This is a genomic window from Chromobacterium sinusclupearum (assembly GCF_002902845.1).
Lineage (GTDB): Bacteria > Pseudomonadota > Gammaproteobacteria > Burkholderiales > Chromobacteriaceae > Chromobacterium > Chromobacterium sinusclupearum.
The window spans coordinates 98767-115073 of the sequence record NZ_PPTF01000010.1; the positions used below are offsets into that span (position 1 = coordinate 98767).

Consider the following 16307-nt stretch of genomic DNA (forward strand, 5'->3'; position numbering starts at 1 on the left):
GAAAATGCATCATTTGATTTCCGGCCTGCTGCTGGCAGGCCTTGGCATAACGGCCGCCCAAGCTGCGCCCAACGGCCCGGCTGTCGCTGGCATCATCGTCAAGTACAAGCAAAATTCGCAGGCGCAGCTAGCCAGGCAAGCGGCCAGTCTGCCGCGTGGCCAGGCCCTGGCCGCCCGTCCCGCGGACTTTGCACAGCGCACTCAGCAAGTACAGCAGATCACCGGCTTGCCTTTGCGATTCGACCACCAGATGGGAACCGGCGCCTATGTGTTCAATAGCAGCCAGAAGCTGAGCGCCGGGCAGGCGCAGGAGCTGGCCAAGCGTATCAAGCAGCAGGATCCAACGGTGGAGTACGCTGAGCCTAACTTCATCAAGCGCGCTAACTTTGTCCCTTCCAGCCCGTTGTACGGCAGCCAGCAATGGGACATGCAAGATAGCGCCAGCCAGCCGGGCTCCTTGAACCTGCCCGCGGCCTGGGACATTACCCAAGGCAAAGGCGTTACCGTGGCTGTTTTGGATACCGGTTACCGCCCGCACAAGGATCTGACGGCCAATCTGCTGCAGCCTGGCTACAACTTTGTGTCCGACCCCGCTTCTGCCCGGCTTGCGGTGGGTCCGGATGGCAGGACGGCGCGCCAGGCCAATGCCTTGGATCAGGGCGATTGGGCGGCGGCAGGCGATTGTGGCCCAGGCACCGATGCATCCCCCAGCAGCTGGCACGGCACCCATGTGGCGGGCACCATCGCCGCGGCAGCAGGTAACGGCCAAGGTCTGACCGGTGTGGCGCCGCAGGCCAAGCTCCTGCCACTGCGTGTGCTGGGCCGCTGCGGCGGCACTGATGCCGACATCGCCGACGCCATGTTGTGGGCGGTGGGCGGCGCCATACCAGGTTTGCCTGCCAATACTACGCCGGCGCGGGTGATCAGCATGTCGCTGGGCGGCGCTCAGCCGTGCACCCAGACCTACCGCGATGTGTTGCAGCAGGTTTCCGCGCATAACGGCATTGTGGTCGTGGCGGCAGGCAACGCCACCCGCAATACGCGAGACTTTGCTCCGGCCAGTTGCCCTGGCGTGATTACCGTTGCAGCCAATGGCAAGAGCGGCGGCATTGCGTCCTATTCCAACTATGGCGCATTGACGGCCGTAACGGCGCCGGGCGGTGATCAAGGGGTCGATCCCGGCATCTATTCCACGCTGAATGATGGCAAGACCGCCCCCGGCAACGATATTTACGCGGCCTATCAAGGCACGTCCATGGCTACGCCGCATGTGGCCGGGCTGGTTGCGCTGATGCTGTCGGTCAATCCGAATCTTGACTGGAAGGCCGCCCGCAAGTTGCTGGTGCAAACGGCACGCCTACCTGCGGCTAGCTGCGAAGGCTGCTCCGCCGGCCTGGTGGATGCCGCTGCGGCGGTGAAAGCGGCTCAGGCTTATCGCTGATCGTCGCGTCTTGAAGAAGCAAACCGGCCCTGGCGGCCGGTTTTTTTATTTTGGTCTGGCTCAAGGCTGGCGCAGCCGCGTGTCCAGCGGCGCGTCTATCACCTGGAGGATACGGCAGCGCGCCGCATCCGGATGCTGCGGATTCAGCAGCAGGTTTTGGCCGTCCATCGCCAGGGCGCTGGGCACCCGCAGCAACGCGCTGGGCGACTGCGCCAGCCAGTCGTCGCCCATCCTGCGGGTTTCCTCCTGCCGGGCGCGCCAGTCCGGCGGCAGTGCAGCCGGGTCCAGGTCCAGCAGGCTGTCGTCTGGCAGCTCTACCTTCAGCAGCTGAAAACTGGCAGGCAGCCGGCGCAATTCGCTGTGCACCAGCATTTCCAGCATGGCGCTGGCGGCATGGTCCGCCAGATAGACGATGGGCCGGCCGGCGTGGTGCCAGCGGCCGTCGGCGCGCAGCCCGCCCAGTCCGTTCAGGTCCGCGTAATGGCTGATGCGCCAGCCAATCACGCGACGTAGCCTTCGTCGATCTGGATCAACAGGTTTTCCACCAGCCGCGCGCCCTGCTCGGTTTGCGCCATCTCCAGCGGGCTGGCGTTGTCGAAGCGCCGCAGCGGCTGGCGCAGCCAGCCGGTAGCTTCCTCCCCCAATACTTGTTGCGCCAGCGCCAGCAGACTGGCGATGCGCACGCCGCGCTCGGATTCGTCGCGGCTGAGTTTTTCGTGTTTCTTGATGCGATGGGACAGCGTGCGCGCCGGAATCACAAACTCAAGCTCCTTGCGTGTCAGGCCTTGGCCGGTCAGTTGCTCGATCAGCCCGGTATCGGCGCCGTTGGCCACGTAGCGCGCCACTTCCAGGTCGGATTGCAGCGGCTGGCCGATGATGCGGGACAGGCGGGCAAACCGTAACGCCGGGCCGCTCGGCTGTTCCGGCAGCGCAGGGGGCGAAGGTTTGAACAAGGGTTGGGACATGTCGGCCTCCATGGGCAATTGCCTGTTTAGTATCGGCATTTTGCCAAAATGACGCAAGTGGGAAGGCCGGGTGGGGAAGGACGCGGGATGTCATCACCTCCAAACCACGATAGACGGATCAATGACAAACTAGCGTCATTCCATTGTTCTGGACGACCCATCATGACGCGCAATGAGTTTGAAGATATCCCTTTGTTGAAGGCCGAGGCCGGGCGCTATCCCTGGCAGGATATCCGCAGCCTGCCGCTGCGGCGCGATCTGCCGCCGCCAGATGCCAGCAAACTGCTGCTCGCCTTCTCCACTGCCATGCCGCTATGGGCGCAATGGCTGATGCGCCTGCGCGACCTGCTAGTGTCGCCGCTGGGATTGAAAACCGCAGAGGTGGCGATGCGGCGCGCCGAAGGGCCTTTCCATATCGGCCAACAGCTAGGGGTATTCGGCATCCTGTACTTGGGGGAGCATGCCGTAGTGTTGGGTCAGGATGATCGTCATCTGGATTTCCGTCTGGTGCTGCAATGGCAGCCTGGATGGCTGCGCATGGCCACCTTGGTGCGGCCGCACAATCTATTGGGCCGCGGTTATCTCGCCTGGGTGACGCCCTGGCACTACCTGATTGCCGGCGCATCCGGCAGGCGGATGGCGGCGGCATTGCAGTCTCAGTGATGTCTGGCGGCATGATTAGACCTAGTGCCGATTATCGAGTGCGAGGTTGGAAGGGATCAATTCCTAAACCATGGACAGACGGAATGCTCACCAAAATTAACAGTGAGATTGAGATTCAGAAATATGCAAGATGTACTTCTTGGAAATATATCCATTTAAATTTGCACCGTATTTTCTGTCCTAATGATTTTATCGGGTTGGGACTAATAATCTAATCGGCTAGATGGAAGTGATTGTTTGAATAGTCTATATCTAAAGAAAAATAGGTGTTTGTACTTGGATGGGCTATTTACATGATTTAAAAGGATTTTTATTTTTCAATCATTTTTAGATATAAATTTAGAGTGAATAAGCTTGATTGAGAGAAAACCTCTGCTATAGCTACAAGGCCAGTAAATTGCTGGCTCAAAATTGAGGGTATCTAAAAATGGCTTTCTCTTCTTTTCCCTATTTCCTTACCTACAGCCAAAATACCGCCATGGGCATCACTGCCAATGACTCGATGAGCGGCTCCCAATTGTCGCTGCGCCAAATCCAAGGCAACTTCCTGTCCCTGTTCAACATCGATTTTGAAAATGGCGTGTTTGGTCTGGCCACCAGCGGCAACCAACTGGTGCTGGATATCAGCGAATTGGCCAGCGGCAAGCCGCTGGTGCTGAAGCCGTACAACTCGGCCTCTATGACCCAGCGTTGGGATTTCTACACCCGCCCGGGTTTCATCCTGAATCGTCAAAACCCCAACCTGGTGATCGATAACAAGGACCGCGGCGGCAATGGCAGCCTGATCTGGCTGTATGAATTCAACGCCTCGCCGGCTCAGCAATGGGCATTCAAGCCGTTGACTTCGGCCCAGCGCTCGGAACTGCTGTTCGCCGAACAAGCTTAATTCCACGCATTGGTACTGGGAGTGGAGCTGCTGGCTCCCTCCCTGTCTTGCGTCAGGGAGGTATGGATGTCCTTCACCAGTGTCCCCTTCTTTATTACTTATGCCGACAACCCAGAATTAGCGCTATGCGCTGAAGATTCCATGAAAGGCGCGCCATTGGTGCTGCGGCCGCTGCAGGGAAATATGTTGGCCCTATTCAATGTGGATTTTGTCAGCGGACTGTTTGGACTCGCCACCAGCGGCAATCAGCTGGTCATCGGCGCAGAGCAAATCGAATTAGGCTCGCCATTGAAAATGCAGCTGTTGGATGATGCGGACAAGGATAAACAACGCTGGGATATCTTTTCCGCTCCAGGCGATATCATCAGTTATGCCGACCCCACACTGGCGATTGGCCTGTGCGTCGGAACCGATAAATTGCGTCCGCTGGAATTGACCGAGCTGGATTTCGACCGCTACCCGCAGTGGATACTGCGCCCCTTCACCGTGGTGCGGCCCAAGGCCGCTGCAAACTACGCCTGAGGCAAGCAGTTGCAGAGGGCGTGGTGGCCATGTGTGCGCCGTGGTTTGCCAGGTGCCAAGAGCATTGGCATGCAGGATAAGAAAAGACAGGCCCGCTATCTAGCGGGCCTGTCTTTTGCGCATCGGTTATGGGCGCGCGGCGGGCCTTAATGCGCCCTCGCGGCCCTACCACTTTGGCGCGGTTGCCACAATCGCGCCCAGCGGTCTGTCAGCAGGGATCGGATGGCATGCAATACGCAAGCCGTATTGACCGGCACCAGCGTCAGCAAGCCATGGCCGGCCACGTAGCCGGGGTTGCGGCTTAAATAGAATTGCGCCGCCTGGTGTGGAATTTCCGCCCATTTTTTCCGGTCTGCCTCGTCGTCGCGGGTGCGCCAACCCACATGCACCACGCCAGGTTGCGAGTTAGCCACCGGCTGCAGCCGAAAGGCTTGGGTGAGGTGGGCCGCGATGCGTTGGTAGCGGCTGTCGTCCGGGTAGCGCGCGCTGGGCCAGACCTGGCGCGCGTACTTGCTCAGCAGCATGAAGCTGGGTGGGTGGACCAGCGCGCCCAGGTAGTAGATTTTGCGCAGCGGTTGGCGCAAACGGTAGCCCAGCAGCTGGCTTATCACAAATGGCGCATTGCGGTTGCCACGACGGTATTCCCGCTTTAGCCCGGCCTCCATGCGAATGATAGTGACGGCCTGGCCTTCCATCTGTTCTTCAAAGAAATGTATGGCGCAATAGCCGACGATATTTTCTTGCTGGTCACGGTGCAGCAAGATGCGTGTGTGAGGCGCGCTGGATTTGACCACATAATTGGCAAAATCCGGTTTGCTGACGCCATCGAAGATTTCTGCATGAATAGGATATAAATCCTCAATCAAATTGTCTTGATTCTCCTGCTTGAGTGCGGCTGGGTCAATAATAATAGACCTTCCGAGTTTAGACATGTTAGCCCCGCTTTATCCTGGATAAGATATTTGTAATATCTCCATCCTCCTTTTATTGCCAGGATCTGGCTTTATTTTGCCGCCAATATAATGTGGGGTGGGGGTGGCTGAAACAGGGCGATAGAACAGTATGCAATCAGGAAATAAATTGATCCATTGTCGTACTACTTGCGACGAATGTCTTTATCTGGATTTGTGATGACCTGATTTTGAATAGTCTAGGATGGGATAAGTGAACGCATGAAATAAAGAATCAATATTTCGCTAATTTATATTTAATGTTTTACGGCTTGGATTTAATGGATATTGGAAGAGTTGTAATAAGCGCAATGTATTAGTGCGGCGTGTATGGAGGGTGAGATTGTCTATGTGGAGAGGATGGGCTAATACGGCTGGCCAAGACAAAGGTATGGGATGCGACAGCTGAGCCGTGTTCTGGCTATCCCAAATAAAGAAGCCCACTCAGCCATCTGGCCGAATGGGCTGTTTCGCATGGGCATTGTAAGTCAGCGCTAAGCGCAGTCAGTCACTGAGCCTGGCTATACCAATTAAGGCGCTAGGCGAATATGGAAGTGATGGTTATGGTTTACCGTTGGCACGATCTTGGACGACTTGTTTGCCCAGGGCCCCAAGATGTTGTTGGGCGCCTTGGCTCCTGGCAACGGGATGTGGGTTCCATCTGGAAAGCGCCCCTCAAGTAACGGTCGAGCAAACCACGCTTTGTCTCCTACATAAATTTTACGTAATTGCGAGCCAAGTCGCGCTTCCAGAGCATTGAGTTGGTTCCGATTCGAGTTGACCCAGTTTACCAAGCGGTTCAAGTTGGGCTGCGAAGTCGAGCCAGCCTTGACTTCCGCTCTGGCCGCTTCCACTACGCGCGCGATTTCCGCGCCATCGTTGTCGCCGCGCATTGGGCTATCCCAGCGGCCGTTTTCGTCCCAGTAGCGCAAGTCCGCATCGTAGCCGCCTTTATGTGTACTGTGGGCACCCATAGCTTTGCCGGAAGCATCCTGCCAACCGTGCTCGCCTGATATATCACCCAACAAAGGAAGCATGGGAGGCGTGCGCAGCAGGTTTAGCATGTCGTTGCGCAGCCAGCCATCGCCACCTGTTGCATCATCGCGAGGGCCATAGCGGCGGCTTTCCGGCATGCTGAACACATTGCGTATTTCAAACAGCGGCTGGAACGAGTCTTTACGGGTGAGCGGGAATATCATTGCCTGCGGCAGCGTGCTGTTCTCAACACCGTCTTTTTCCGTATATAGCGTGGCTTCCAGCTGGGCCAGGCCGTAAACAGGTTGCAGCGGCAAGGGTTGGGTAGCTGCGTAGCTGACTTTCAGCAGGCCTGGACGAGTTTGAGAGAACGAGGCATTTTTTGTCAAAGGCACGCGCTTGCCGTCATACAGCAAATCAAGTCCAACTTTGTGAATGGGCGTATCCGCCGGGCTATAAACGATTTCCATGTTCCAAGGGCGCTTGATGCCGAATTGCTGGCCTAGTTGGGTAGGCAGGCTCACGTTGTATAGCTGGTTGCCGCCACGCGAGTCGTCGCGCCACAGTCCATTTTTGTATTCGACTTTGTCTATGGAAAAGAGCTCGCCCTGAATTTGGACATGGACATTAGTCGACACCATGCTATCCCCTATGTTGACTGCCGAGGCGCCGATACGGCACAAGGCCGGAGTGGCGCGCTTAGGGTCTAGAGATAGGTTATGACTGAATTGCCGTTCGGCTGCATTGGTGTGGCTATCGTTTACCTGTCCTGCCTGATTGTATTGCTGGCCTGCGCATGTCCACCAGTAGCGCCAGGAGTCATTGAACCTGTTCCCAGGTATCGAGCTGTAGTTTGGGTATTCATTGGTGTAGACCGAGGCCTGGATGTTGATTTTGTTGATGCCGACAGGTATGGAAACTTCTTTTTCCTGCTGTATCGTGACGTTTTCCCAAGCACTGGCCACATTGACTGAGCCCAAGCCTGGGCTTTGGATGGGGCGTGGCGGCCTGGCGACCTTTTGGGTTCTTGCGATTGACGGGCGCCTGAACGGACGATTGCCAAGCCCCAGCGGCTGGATTTTAATTTTTGCCGCACTGTTGGGCTGCGTCAGCTCCAGCGGTACAAATATGGTTTGACCGGCTTGTTTCACCAAAAAGAGCGCATTGGCTGAGTGGCGTTCATGGGGATCGATCAGCTCTACCAGGTAGTTGTCGATCGGAACAGTCCCAAAATCAAATGCCCCATCAGCAGACAGGCGGCTGGCCCAGCTCAGCCTATTGCCAAAGCCGCGTAGCACTACAATGGCGTCTTGCAGTTCCGCCGCCACCTGCGCGTTATTTTGCTTTAACTGGCCGTGGATGCGGTTGCTGGCGTAGTAAAAGTAAAACGAGTGGTTGAAGCTGCTCCCTTGGCTATCCGTGCCGGACAGGTAAAGCTCGTGCTGCCGTCCGGGGAGAAGCAGCGGTAGCAGCTTGGTGGTGTGCAGTGTGATTTGGCCGTTGCTTTGCAGCGAGATTTGATCGTTTAGGTCAAATGCTTCATTGCCATTGTCCAGAGTGGCGTGCAATGAGGATAGATGGCGGTTGCTGGGAGACTGCAAGGCAATGGTTTGCGGCTTTGTTTGATCCGAGAGTAGGACGCCCAGAGTAGTGGCGGATGGCAGAATGGTTAGATCGGAAACATCTCCCATTTTGCCTGTTTCATCCGGCTCCAGCATTGCTCCATGGTGAGGACCAGTTAACGTCAGTTGGTCGAAACTTGCTAGGTATTGTTGTTGCCGCCCTTGTACTCGCAGCGTGATTTTTTCCTGCCTGCCCGTGTCTGGTCCGCTGATTACATTGATCTTGCTGCCGCCTTGCGGGATGGCGGAAAGCACGGTGGGGCCGGATATCTGTTCAATCCTCAGGGCCGTATCGCCCGCTGGCAGATGAAAACTGTATAGGCTGGCTGGGCTGGCCATTTCCTCCAGCGTGAGCACCATCGCCTGGCAGGTTCCCCCTACTTTCCATAAGGACGGCGCTTGGGCAGGATTCCAGTTGGCGCCGCTTCGGGCCAAATGATTGGTGCGGGCGGTGTAACGTAGGTTCTGATATGTCGCCACCTCTCCAGCCAGATAGATCTGGCCCTCGCGCCAGTTTGCGCCGCAGGGGTGCGGCATGGCATTTGCGCATTGTCCGCCAAGGCGCCAGAGGGAAGGAGCGTCTACCGGATTCCAGTTTGAGCCGGGGGGCGCAGAATGATCGCGTAAGGCGGTAAAGGGGCGTGACAGATACAGTACCTGCTCCCCTTGGCGGTAGGCAGCACCCGTCTTCCAACTTGGGCAATCTAGCGTGCTGGCTGCATGAACATTGCCAAACACGATCCACGCTGCGACGGCCAACGTAAATCGCTTGCCTAGAGTTTTCATAATGAGCTCCTGAGCGAATAGGATTTATGTTTTTGGCATTAACTGCGAGGTGATGGTAGAAGAGGTGCGAGCTGGCTGGCGTCTGGCCCAAAGAAGGGAATGGCAAAAAGGGCAGATGGCTGATGCCGACCGATATGACGCTACAGGTCTGCCAGTCTTGTTGGGCATATGGGCAATGCGCCACTCCAGCACTCCATGAATGGCTTGATGCCAGCGCTAGCGCTGAGGCAGCTGTGAAGCCGGTGGGACCATATGTGGTTTGCGTATTCACTCCGGCTGAGTGATTTGGGTATCCGTAACTAGCGGCTGTTGACCTCTGCCGCGTGGGTCGCGTTTGCGCTTCGCACTTTATCTCAGCACGCTACCCCAGCCGCTTGATCTGCCTCTCTGCCTCATCCAGCCACGCCTGCTGTCGCCTTGCTATCTGGGCAAAGGGTGGTGTGACGCGCTCATCTTTTTCTACCAAGTCCCAGAACTCACGCGCCAGCGGAACCATCGCGCTCCAAACATCCGCGTGCGGCAAGGCGGTTAGCCGGAATGGCGGTAGCTCGTTTTGAAACGCACCGCCAGGCTGGGGCGATAGCGCCATGGGCAGCATGTCGTAGATGGGCGCCAGCGAAAGCGGCAGCGGCCCCTCATGGAAACAGGCGATGTTGCCCAGGTGCATGTCGGTGTTGCCGATCAGCCGGCCAAATGCAAAGAGGGCGCAAGCCTGCTGATGGGCCTCTGCCGTGATGATGTGCTGTTTGCTGCGCGGGGAGACGGCCCTGGTTAGCGCCAGCGTCACCTCCGGCCATGTCCCGTTGCCCATGCCCACAAACTCCGCATCCAGGGTTGCAAGCGAAACCAGACCATGTCTGCCGCCCTGCGGGGTGCGGTCAAAGCGGGTGACCTGCAGGAAACGCTGGCCCCCGGCATCCAGCACGGCGCTTTCGGCCGCAGCCAGGCCAGACCGATTCAGCAGGGTCAACGCGATGTGCTCGGCGGCCAGCAGGTTGCGCCATCGCTCGCTGACTGCGTTGTCCTGCGCAGCAGAAAATTTGACGATGACGCTTTGTCCGTCCACCACGGCCGTGAACTTTGGCTGTTCGCCGGCTGCGCTGGAGCCGGGCGCTTCGCCGGCGGTGGCCTGCATGGCCAGGAGGGGGTAGCGGGCGGCTCGCTCAGTGGCGGGGACATCCTCTGGCCTGCAGGCAAGCCATTCGGCGCGGCTGTTGTCGCCCACCAGCAGATTGCCGGGCATATCGTGCTCGCCGGAAGCCAGCGCAATCAGCACGGCGTCGTCGTCCCATGTGAGCAGATCGGCCGATAGGCCAAGGCTGCCGGCGTTCCTTCTTGCCCAGGCGCGTCCCAGGAAACCCTGCGGCCTCATGTCGTTTAGCCACCAGGGCAGGCCAGCGTACACGCTGGGATCGCCGTCCTCCCTATCCACCACAAAGCCGCCGTGCACCGGATAGAGGATGCCAACGGGCTGCACGGTTCCCTCCGGTGTGACCCGATAAATGGGGAACTGGGATTGGTCCGCCACCGGCCGAATGCCGTAGTAGCGCGCCTGCCGTGTGCGGCCGACACGCACGATGGTAAGACCCAGCCGCGCCTTCATGGCTCTGGATAGCGTAGGCTGGCTGATGCCAAGGCGCGTTTGCAGCTCACTGGCGGACGCGGGGCCTGATCTCAGTAGGGATTCAATACTCAATGCTGCCATGCCAATGAATGGAAAATGAATGTAATCTGAATCCAATAATAGCCATTAAGATATTGATAAATCAATGATCTAGCGCTTTCGTAGCGCGATGGATGAATGCAAAGCATGATCCCGAGTAGACAAAACTGATGGATGAGCCCCGCCCACCCCCCATCCGCTGGGTGGGCGGTTCTACGCTTGAATCGGCTTAGGCCGATACCGCCTTGCGCACAAAGTAGCCCTGGGCGCGGGAGAGGGGGCGCGGGGCTTGGAGGGTGAGGGCTTTGAGGCTGGTGGGGGCGTCCAGCGTGAGGCAGCGGGCGCCGTTGGCGGTGATGACGTAGGTGTCGGAGTGGCGGTAGCCGCCTTCTTTATCGAGATACAGGCCGGGTTCTATCGATACCACCATGCCGGCGCGCAGCACGTCGTCGCTGCCTTCCGCCAGCCACGGGCCTTCGTGGTTGGACAGGCCCAGGCCGTGGCCGGTGCGGTGCAGGCGGATGTGCCAGTCGGCAAAGCCTTGTTCGGACAAAAAGCGGTTGACCGCCTGATCAATCACCGCGCAGGGCGCGCTTGGGCGCAGCAGGGATTCCGCCAGGCTGCGGGCGCGGCACATCAGCTTGAAGCGATCCTGCGCTTCTGCCGTGGGCGGGCGGGTGAAGAAGGTGCGTTCGCACTCCGCGGTGTAGCCGTCCAGCCGCACCACGCAAATCACCACATGCGGGCCGCCTTCCAGCCTTTGGCCAAGGCGGGGGATGGCGTGGGGCTGGGCGCTAAGCGGCGCGGGCCACGGCGCCAGCAGCACCTTGGTGCATAGCGGGTCAAAGTGCTGTTCATGCTGGATGATGGCGCGCAGCAGGCGCGGGCCCAGGGCATAGCCTTCCGCCACGGACATGCCATCATACGCGCGGGCCAGCAGCCGGTTGACCCCTTCCGCCGCGTAAGCCGCGGCGCGTTCCAGCCGGGCAATCTCCCAGTCCGACTTTACCAGCCGCACCCGGTCCAGCGCGGCGCAGGCGCGGCCGCCCAGCTCTTGCAGCACCGTGGCCAGCTGCCACGGCGCGTTGGCGTCAAAAGCAAAGTCCGGCGGCAACAGCGGCAGCAGCCGGGCCTGCCAGTCTTCGCCCTTGGGGGCCGGGTATTCCCGGTAGCTGTGGATGTCCGGCCACTCCACGCCCCAGGCCGATTGCAGATGGGCAAACTCCAGCTGCGGCACCAGCAGATGGCGGCGGCCGCTTTCTACCTCCAGCAGCAGGAAAAAAGGCCGCTCCAGCGGCTCAAAGCTTAGCCCGGACAGGTAATACAGGCTGTCCGTGCTAAGGGCCAGATAATGGCGGATGCCCGCCTCGCGCAGCTGCTGGCGCAGCGCGTGGTCGCGCCGGGCCATTTCCTCAAAATGCGTGGAATCGTAAATCATCTTGCTGCCTCCTCTGTAATACGCCACTTGTCCAGCTTGTGCAGGCCGCATGGCGGTTTGAGAGTGCATGACTTGAGCATAGGGTGCGGTAACGGAGGCTGTGGCCAGCCATGGCATAGCGGGCGCCATTCAGGCCTGAAAACCGACCTGAACTGGCCCAATGGCCTGGCTGGCTTGCCTTTTGCGCCCGCTTTTACTGCGTCTTTTCCAGCTGATAACGCGCCTGCAGCAGCTGCTGGTAGAGCGGCATCAGCAGGCTGTACAGCTGGTGGGCCGGCAGGGCGTTTTTGTTGGCCAGGCGCAGCATGTCCAGCAGGGATTGCAGACGGTTGGTGGCGTGGGCCAGGGTGTGGGCGCTTTCCCACATGGTTTCATCCAGCTGGGCAAACAGCCTGGCCAGCCGGGCCACCGGCAGGCGCAGGTCCGCATGGGCGGGCTTGGCCAGCAGCGGCTGCAGCTGGGCAAAGGTTTGGTTCAGCTCCACCAGCGGCAAGGCGCAAGCAGGCATGGGGCGGCCACCCAGCCAGCGGGCGCGGGCAAAGGCGCGGCGGCGCAGGCGGAGCGAGGGCGTCAATACGCGGCACATGGCGCATCCTCCGGAAAGAAGGACAAGAGAAAAAAGCCGGGCCCGCACTGGGCCGGCCCGGCCAGCGCGGGTGGCTTACAGCACCTTGCTCAGGTAGCCAAGCGAGGCGGTGATCTGCCTATCCACCGGCTGCAGCAGCTCCTTCAGCCGGCTGGAAGGCAGGCGGATGTCTTCACCCAGGCAAGACAGCAGGTCCAGCAAAGCCTGCAGGCCCAGCTGGCTTTGCGCCAGCAGGCAAACAGACTCCACCACCGCGTGCTCGATCTCCCGGCACAGGTGGGCCAGCTGGGCAGCCGGCGCGCGCAGGTCTGCATGGTCTGGCTGGGACAGCAGCACTTGCAGCGCTTCAAACGCCGCATGCAGCTGGGCCATGGCCAACAGGCTGGCGTGGCTAGGGTGGGTAGACATCCCGGAATGCACCAGCCAGCGCTGGCTGTGTAATGGGCTTTGGGATACGGATGGGTGAGACGTGTTGCGGGAAATGCTAGTCATTGCAGAACCCTTTTCAAGATGGATGCTCAACCCTACCTTCCCGACGCCAATCGGGGGTGGCAGGCGCATGGCGGGATTGGCGTACCGGCCATCTTGAACCCGGCGTGTCTTGCGACACTCCCACCACGGCCCGCCATAAATTGCGCGCAGCAATGGTGTGAGGACTGGTGCTGATGCAGCAGTCCGCCAAGATGGTGTCGGGACGCCAATCCCGATGCCGCTATTGAACGGCACGGGAGCAATTATCTAGCCGGAAGGCTTGCCAGGCAAGCGAAGAAGTACGTATTAGCAAGTGAGATGGGGAACTCCAGAGAGGCTCACTAGGTATCTAGGATATGTGGAGGTGATTCGGAGAGACAGTCCAACCATGCTAGTACTGGTCGTTGCGAAAGGCTACATCTCGCGCCTGATGCGCAACGAGGCCATTTCAGGTTACCTGAAGCGCCATCACAAAGACCTGTCGGAAGAGCTCACGTCGGTCATGGAGTCGATTACCACCGACACTAGAAACCAAGAGAGGGAGTAAAGCGAAGAGATTTGAGCTGTTCTTCTATCAATGGTGCCTCTCTATTCTGTTACGGGCATAGCAGGAACTTCGAGCCTATGATAAATGAAGGCTGATTAACGGAGACTCTACTTGCTTGACCTGGTACACTTACCAGTAAGGTTGACCTTCAGAAAAATGCGTACATGACAACTTTTGTAGACCTCTTTTGTGGTGCAGGATTTGGAGCCCGGGGTGCGGTCCAGGGAGGGGGAATTCCTTTGCTCGGACTGGATGTCTGGGAGCTGGCTACCAGAACCTACAAAGCCAACTTTCCTGATGCAGATATCATCACCGAGAGAATCGAAGACGTTGACATCCCCAAGCTCGGTAAACAGTACCGTCCAGATGTTCTATTGACCTCCCCCGAGTGTACGTCCCACTCGATTGCTCGTGGATCGAAGCCTGGCCTTGAAAGTAGCCGGGAAACTGCGATTGGCATCATCCCATGGGTAGAAGCGCTTACTCCCCGCTGGCTAATTGTCGAGAACGTAAATCGCATGAAGAAGTGGGATAGGCATGACGAATTGGTTCAGACGATTGAGAAGTTAGGCTACAGGGTGAGTGATCTTCTATTGAACTCTGCTGACTTTGGTTCGGCCCAGGCCCGCAAACGGATGTTCCTGATTTGTGACAGACAAAAAACGTCTGTAAACGAGGAAGGACTAAAGGCGTTTGGAAATAATGCTCGCCTTACAGCAAATGACATCATTGACTGGAAGGCTACCTATCCATCTACTCCTTTGCACAAAGCAGGGCGCGCCAAAGCAACACTAGAGCGTGCCGAGCGTGCCATCACTGAGTTGGGTCCAAACAAACCGTTTATCATTGTCTACTATGGGTCGGACTATGCTGGAGGTTGGCAGCCTCTGACAGCTCCACTCAGGACCGTCACAACAGTGGATCGTTTTGCGCTAGTGACATGGCGAGATGGCACACCATACATGCGAATGCTGCAACCCCAAGAGCTCATGAAGGCCATGAGCTCACATCAAGATCATCAATTGCCATTTGGCACACGCCGGAACAAAGTGAAGCTATGTGGAAATGGCGTCTGCTCAGACGTGATGACGGCAATTTTCCGCTGGATAGCCTTTGCTCATCAGCAAGCCACTGAAGATGATCAAACACATAAGTTATCTGCAGCAGTACCGGCATAAGTTCTCGAGATAGCTCTAATTCTCAAGCCTCCCAACATGGGTCATCATTTGACTGCAGCCACTCTTTTGGATCGCTATCTTGAGGAATGGCTGCAGAATATCCTTCTGAAAAATAAAGGACATGAACGGGAAGCGCTAATCGAACTGGTCAGGTCAGTCGATCTTCATGCCTATCTCTAACATTCGACTATTAGTTCTCACACGTAATTCTGCACGATTTAGTGGCTCACACACTTATGACGAACGAGCTGCTTGGATTTCCTGGCCTCGACTTGTCCGACTGATTGCAGAGGCCCCAAACCATAGAGCACCTCTGGCAGCAGCTTGGCTTACCGCCAAAGGAGATATCAGACAGGAGTACAGACCATTAGGTAAATGCAGGAAATACGTTTTTCCTAATCTTCAAGTTGATGTTCACGAGTAATGTCGAATCCGTCGGAGTCTGTCATTGGAGCCCATTCAGCCAATCACTAACTAACGGCGGTGAACTGTAACCTGCTTCTCGCAATAGCCGAACGATGTCGATAGCAGTGACAAAAATCACTGGATGCCCATCATCAACTACCTCTTGATAGGCCTGCCGGTCGATAAACGATGTAGTCACAAGGACACCAAACTCGCGATGCTTGATACGACTGATCAGACGAGATACCTCACGTACGCCAACGGAGTTCTCAAGACCGTAGCATTTGGCTTCCAATGCAAAAGCCACCTCAATGGATGCCAAGCCTTGTCCTAAGCGCAGGGTTCCCACCCCATCGCGCCCACCATCTCTCCAAGGGCGGGTTAGCTCGAAGCGAGATACATTGGAGAGCAAGAGCTTGGTAATAGCCCCAGCACAAGATTCAAAACCGAAAGGATCATGTTGATATCGATCCTTGATCACATTGATTAGGGTAATATCATCATGGCTGCTTGGTAACTGATCCGCTTTGGGACGTATCTGTTGTGTTCTCGGCGCTTCCAATGGCTTTGCCATACCAGTTTCTAGCCAGGTCTGCCAAACAGGTGGTGCCTCCTTTGCACCCGGTATGCCCAGTCCCATTGCTTGAATCCATTCCCGACTAATAACCGCGGCATCAAGGATCGTGAAGACTGCACGATAGTTCTGGAAACGATCTGCCCCATCCGTCTTCCAGATGGCGACTAAATCCTCAGTCGCAGGCATAGCAGGATGTCCTGGGACTGCCAAACCTCTGAAGCGGAACGACCTTCCAGGGCCCTCGGAAGTAAAAATCAAGATAGGTGGAACTTCGTGTCGCCTACCATTGTGAGTCCGGTCAAAGAGGTCTTTCAATAACTGATTTCCGAAGCGGGGAGTATCGTGTAACTGGCGACCAGGATGCCTGTTATCACCGTAATAAACGAACCTCCCCGTTGTAGGATCCAGCTCATCTGGCCAGTCAGCCTCGGCCAAGTTGGAAGTAAGTACCAATAGAGTTGGACGGTCTCGAGTACCACGATAACGGAACCCGCCTTGCCGACTGACGCCGACCAGTGGCACCAATGGGTCTGCTATACCACCTTTGTCTGTCTTGAATCCCCTGTAGATGGCATCCACTATCAAATCTACGGCAGTCAAATCTTCACCACTGTATATGCTCACAAGCCCGT

Annotated in this window: 15 protein-coding genes; 6 read left to right on the forward strand and 9 right to left on the reverse strand. The window is 57.4% G+C overall.

Annotated features, from left to right (window positions below):
• Positions 1-4 precede the first annotated feature (4 nt).
• Positions 5-1441, forward strand: coding sequence for a S8 family peptidase (locus C2134_RS02540; RefSeq protein WP_103317308.1), 1437 nt, complete (start codon positions 5-7; stop codon positions 1439-1441).
• A 60-nt stretch (positions 1442-1501) separates the two neighbouring features.
• Here the strand turns inward: C2134_RS02540 and C2134_RS02545 are convergent, their stop codons facing one another.
• Together C2134_RS02545 and C2134_RS02550 are read right to left on the reverse strand one after the other, a co-directional pair.
• Complete coding sequence (locus tag C2134_RS02545; protein ID WP_071108763.1) at positions 1502-1945, reverse strand: RES family NAD+ phosphorylase; 444 nt, start codon at positions 1943-1945, stop codon at positions 1502-1504.
• A complete protein-coding gene (locus C2134_RS02550; protein WP_158248677.1) occupies positions 1942-2406 on the reverse strand; it encodes an Xre family toxin-antitoxin system antitoxin in 465 nt (154 codons plus the stop codon). Before C2134_RS02550 ends, C2134_RS02545 begins: the two co-directional genes overlap by 4 nt.
• 162 nt (positions 2407-2568) lie before the next feature.
• Here C2134_RS02550 and C2134_RS02555 point away from each other — a divergent pair, with 162 nt between their 5' ends.
• The 3 genes from C2134_RS02555 (at position 2569) to C2134_RS02565 (ending at position 4477) form a co-directional block, all read left to right on the forward strand.
• Positions 2569-3069 carry a DUF2867 domain-containing protein gene (locus C2134_RS02555; RefSeq protein ID WP_158248678.1) on the forward strand — a complete coding sequence of 167 codons (501 nt, stop codon included), beginning with the start codon at positions 2569-2571 and terminating at the stop codon, positions 3067-3069.
• A gap of 427 nt (positions 3070-3496) precedes the next feature.
• A complete protein-coding gene (locus C2134_RS02560; RefSeq protein WP_103317314.1) occupies positions 3497-3955 on the forward strand; it encodes a ricin-type beta-trefoil lectin domain protein in 459 nt (152 codons plus the stop codon).
• Positions 3956-4021: 66 nt separating this feature from the next.
• A complete protein-coding gene (locus tag C2134_RS02565) occupies positions 4022-4477 on the forward strand; it encodes a hypothetical protein (RefSeq protein ID WP_146042065.1) in 456 nt (151 codons plus the stop codon).
• A 146-nt stretch (positions 4478-4623) separates the two neighbouring features.
• Here the strand turns inward: C2134_RS02565 and C2134_RS02570 are convergent, their stop codons facing one another.
• From C2134_RS02570 to C2134_RS02595, 6 genes are all read right to left on the reverse strand, one after another.
• Positions 4624-5409, reverse strand: a complete 786-nt coding sequence (locus C2134_RS02570; RefSeq protein ID WP_146042066.1) for a hypothetical protein — start codon at positions 5407-5409, stop codon at positions 4624-4626.
• Between the two features lie 548 nt (positions 5410-5957).
• Complete coding sequence (locus C2134_RS02575; protein ID WP_146042067.1) at positions 5958-8810, reverse strand: carbohydrate-binding protein; 2853 nt, start codon at positions 8808-8810, stop codon at positions 5958-5960.
• Positions 8811-9171: 361 nt separating this feature from the next.
• Positions 9172-10515, reverse strand: coding sequence for a type II toxin-antitoxin system HipA family toxin YjjJ (yjjJ, locus tag C2134_RS02580; protein ID WP_103317322.1), 1344 nt, complete (start codon positions 10513-10515; stop codon positions 9172-9174).
• A 187-nt stretch (positions 10516-10702) separates the two neighbouring features.
• On the reverse strand, positions 10703-11911 hold the full coding sequence (locus tag C2134_RS02585) for a M24 family metallopeptidase (protein ID WP_158248679.1): 1209 nt from the start codon (positions 11909-11911) through the stop codon (positions 10703-10705).
• A gap of 193 nt (positions 11912-12104) precedes the next feature.
• Positions 12105-12497 (reverse strand): DUF1484 family protein, encoded by a 393-nt coding sequence (locus C2134_RS02590; protein WP_103317326.1) that lies wholly within the window; start codon positions 12495-12497, stop codon positions 12105-12107.
• Between the two features lie 75 nt (positions 12498-12572).
• Positions 12573-12905: a DUF1484 family protein gene (locus C2134_RS02595; protein WP_233196336.1), complete on the reverse strand. Its 333-nt coding sequence runs from the start codon at positions 12903-12905 to the stop codon at positions 12573-12575.
• Positions 12906-13356: 451 nt separating this feature from the next.
• Between C2134_RS02595 and C2134_RS21445 the strand changes: the two genes are divergently transcribed.
• Positions 13357-13515 carry a hypothetical protein gene (locus C2134_RS21445; protein ID WP_158248680.1) on the forward strand — a complete coding sequence of 53 codons (159 nt, stop codon included), beginning with the start codon at positions 13357-13359 and terminating at the stop codon, positions 13513-13515.
• A 164-nt stretch (positions 13516-13679) separates the two neighbouring features.
• Positions 13680-14693, forward strand: a complete 1014-nt coding sequence (locus tag C2134_RS02600; RefSeq protein ID WP_103317329.1) for a DNA cytosine methyltransferase — start codon at positions 13680-13682, stop codon at positions 14691-14693.
• 445 nt (positions 14694-15138) lie between these two features.
• On the opposite strand, the gene C2134_RS02605 is transcribed toward C2134_RS02600, so the two are convergent.
• Positions 15139-16299, reverse strand: coding sequence for a restriction endonuclease (locus C2134_RS02605; protein WP_103317352.1), 1161 nt, complete (start codon positions 16297-16299; stop codon positions 15139-15141).
• Between the last annotated feature and the right edge of the window lie 8 nt (positions 16300-16307).

Bases quoted from the DNA above. Each gene is read 5' to 3' on its own strand.
- C2134_RS02590 (WP_103317326.1), bottom strand. From the start codon at position 12,497: ATGTGCCGCGTATTGACGCCCTCGCTCCGCCTGCGCCGCCGCGCCTTT.
- C2134_RS02550 (WP_158248677.1), bottom strand. From the start codon at position 2,406: ATGTCCCAACCCTTGTTCAAACCTTCGCCCCCTGCGCTGCCGGAACAG.
- C2134_RS02540 (WP_103317308.1), top strand. From the start codon at position 5: ATGCATCATTTGATTTCCGGCCTGCTGCTGGCAGGCCTTGGCATAACG.
- C2134_RS02585 (WP_158248679.1), bottom strand. From the start codon at position 11,911: ATGATTTACGATTCCACGCATTTTGAGGAAATGGCCCGGCGCGACCAC.
- C2134_RS02565 (WP_146042065.1), top strand. From the start codon at position 4,022: ATGTCCTTCACCAGTGTCCCCTTCTTTATTACTTATGCCGACAACCCA.
- C2134_RS21445 (WP_158248680.1), top strand. From the start codon at position 13,357: ATGCTAGTACTGGTCGTTGCGAAAGGCTACATCTCGCGCCTGATGCGC.
- yjjJ (WP_103317322.1), bottom strand. From the start codon at position 10,515: ATGGCAGCATTGAGTATTGAATCCCTACTGAGATCAGGCCCCGCGTCC.
- C2134_RS02570 (WP_146042066.1), bottom strand. From the start codon at position 5,409: ATGTCTAAACTCGGAAGGTCTATTATTATTGACCCAGCCGCACTCAAG.
- C2134_RS02575 (WP_146042067.1), bottom strand. From the start codon at position 8,810: ATGAAAACTCTAGGCAAGCGATTTACGTTGGCCGTCGCAGCGTGGATC.
- C2134_RS02600 (WP_103317329.1), top strand. From the start codon at position 13,680: ATGACAACTTTTGTAGACCTCTTTTGTGGTGCAGGATTTGGAGCCCGG.
- C2134_RS02595 (WP_233196336.1), bottom strand. From the start codon at position 12,905: ATGTCTACCCACCCTAGCCACGCCAGCCTGTTGGCCATGGCCCAGCTG.
- C2134_RS02555 (WP_158248678.1), top strand. From the start codon at position 2,569: ATGACGCGCAATGAGTTTGAAGATATCCCTTTGTTGAAGGCCGAGGCC.
- C2134_RS02560 (WP_103317314.1), top strand. From the start codon at position 3,497: ATGGCTTTCTCTTCTTTTCCCTATTTCCTTACCTACAGCCAAAATACC.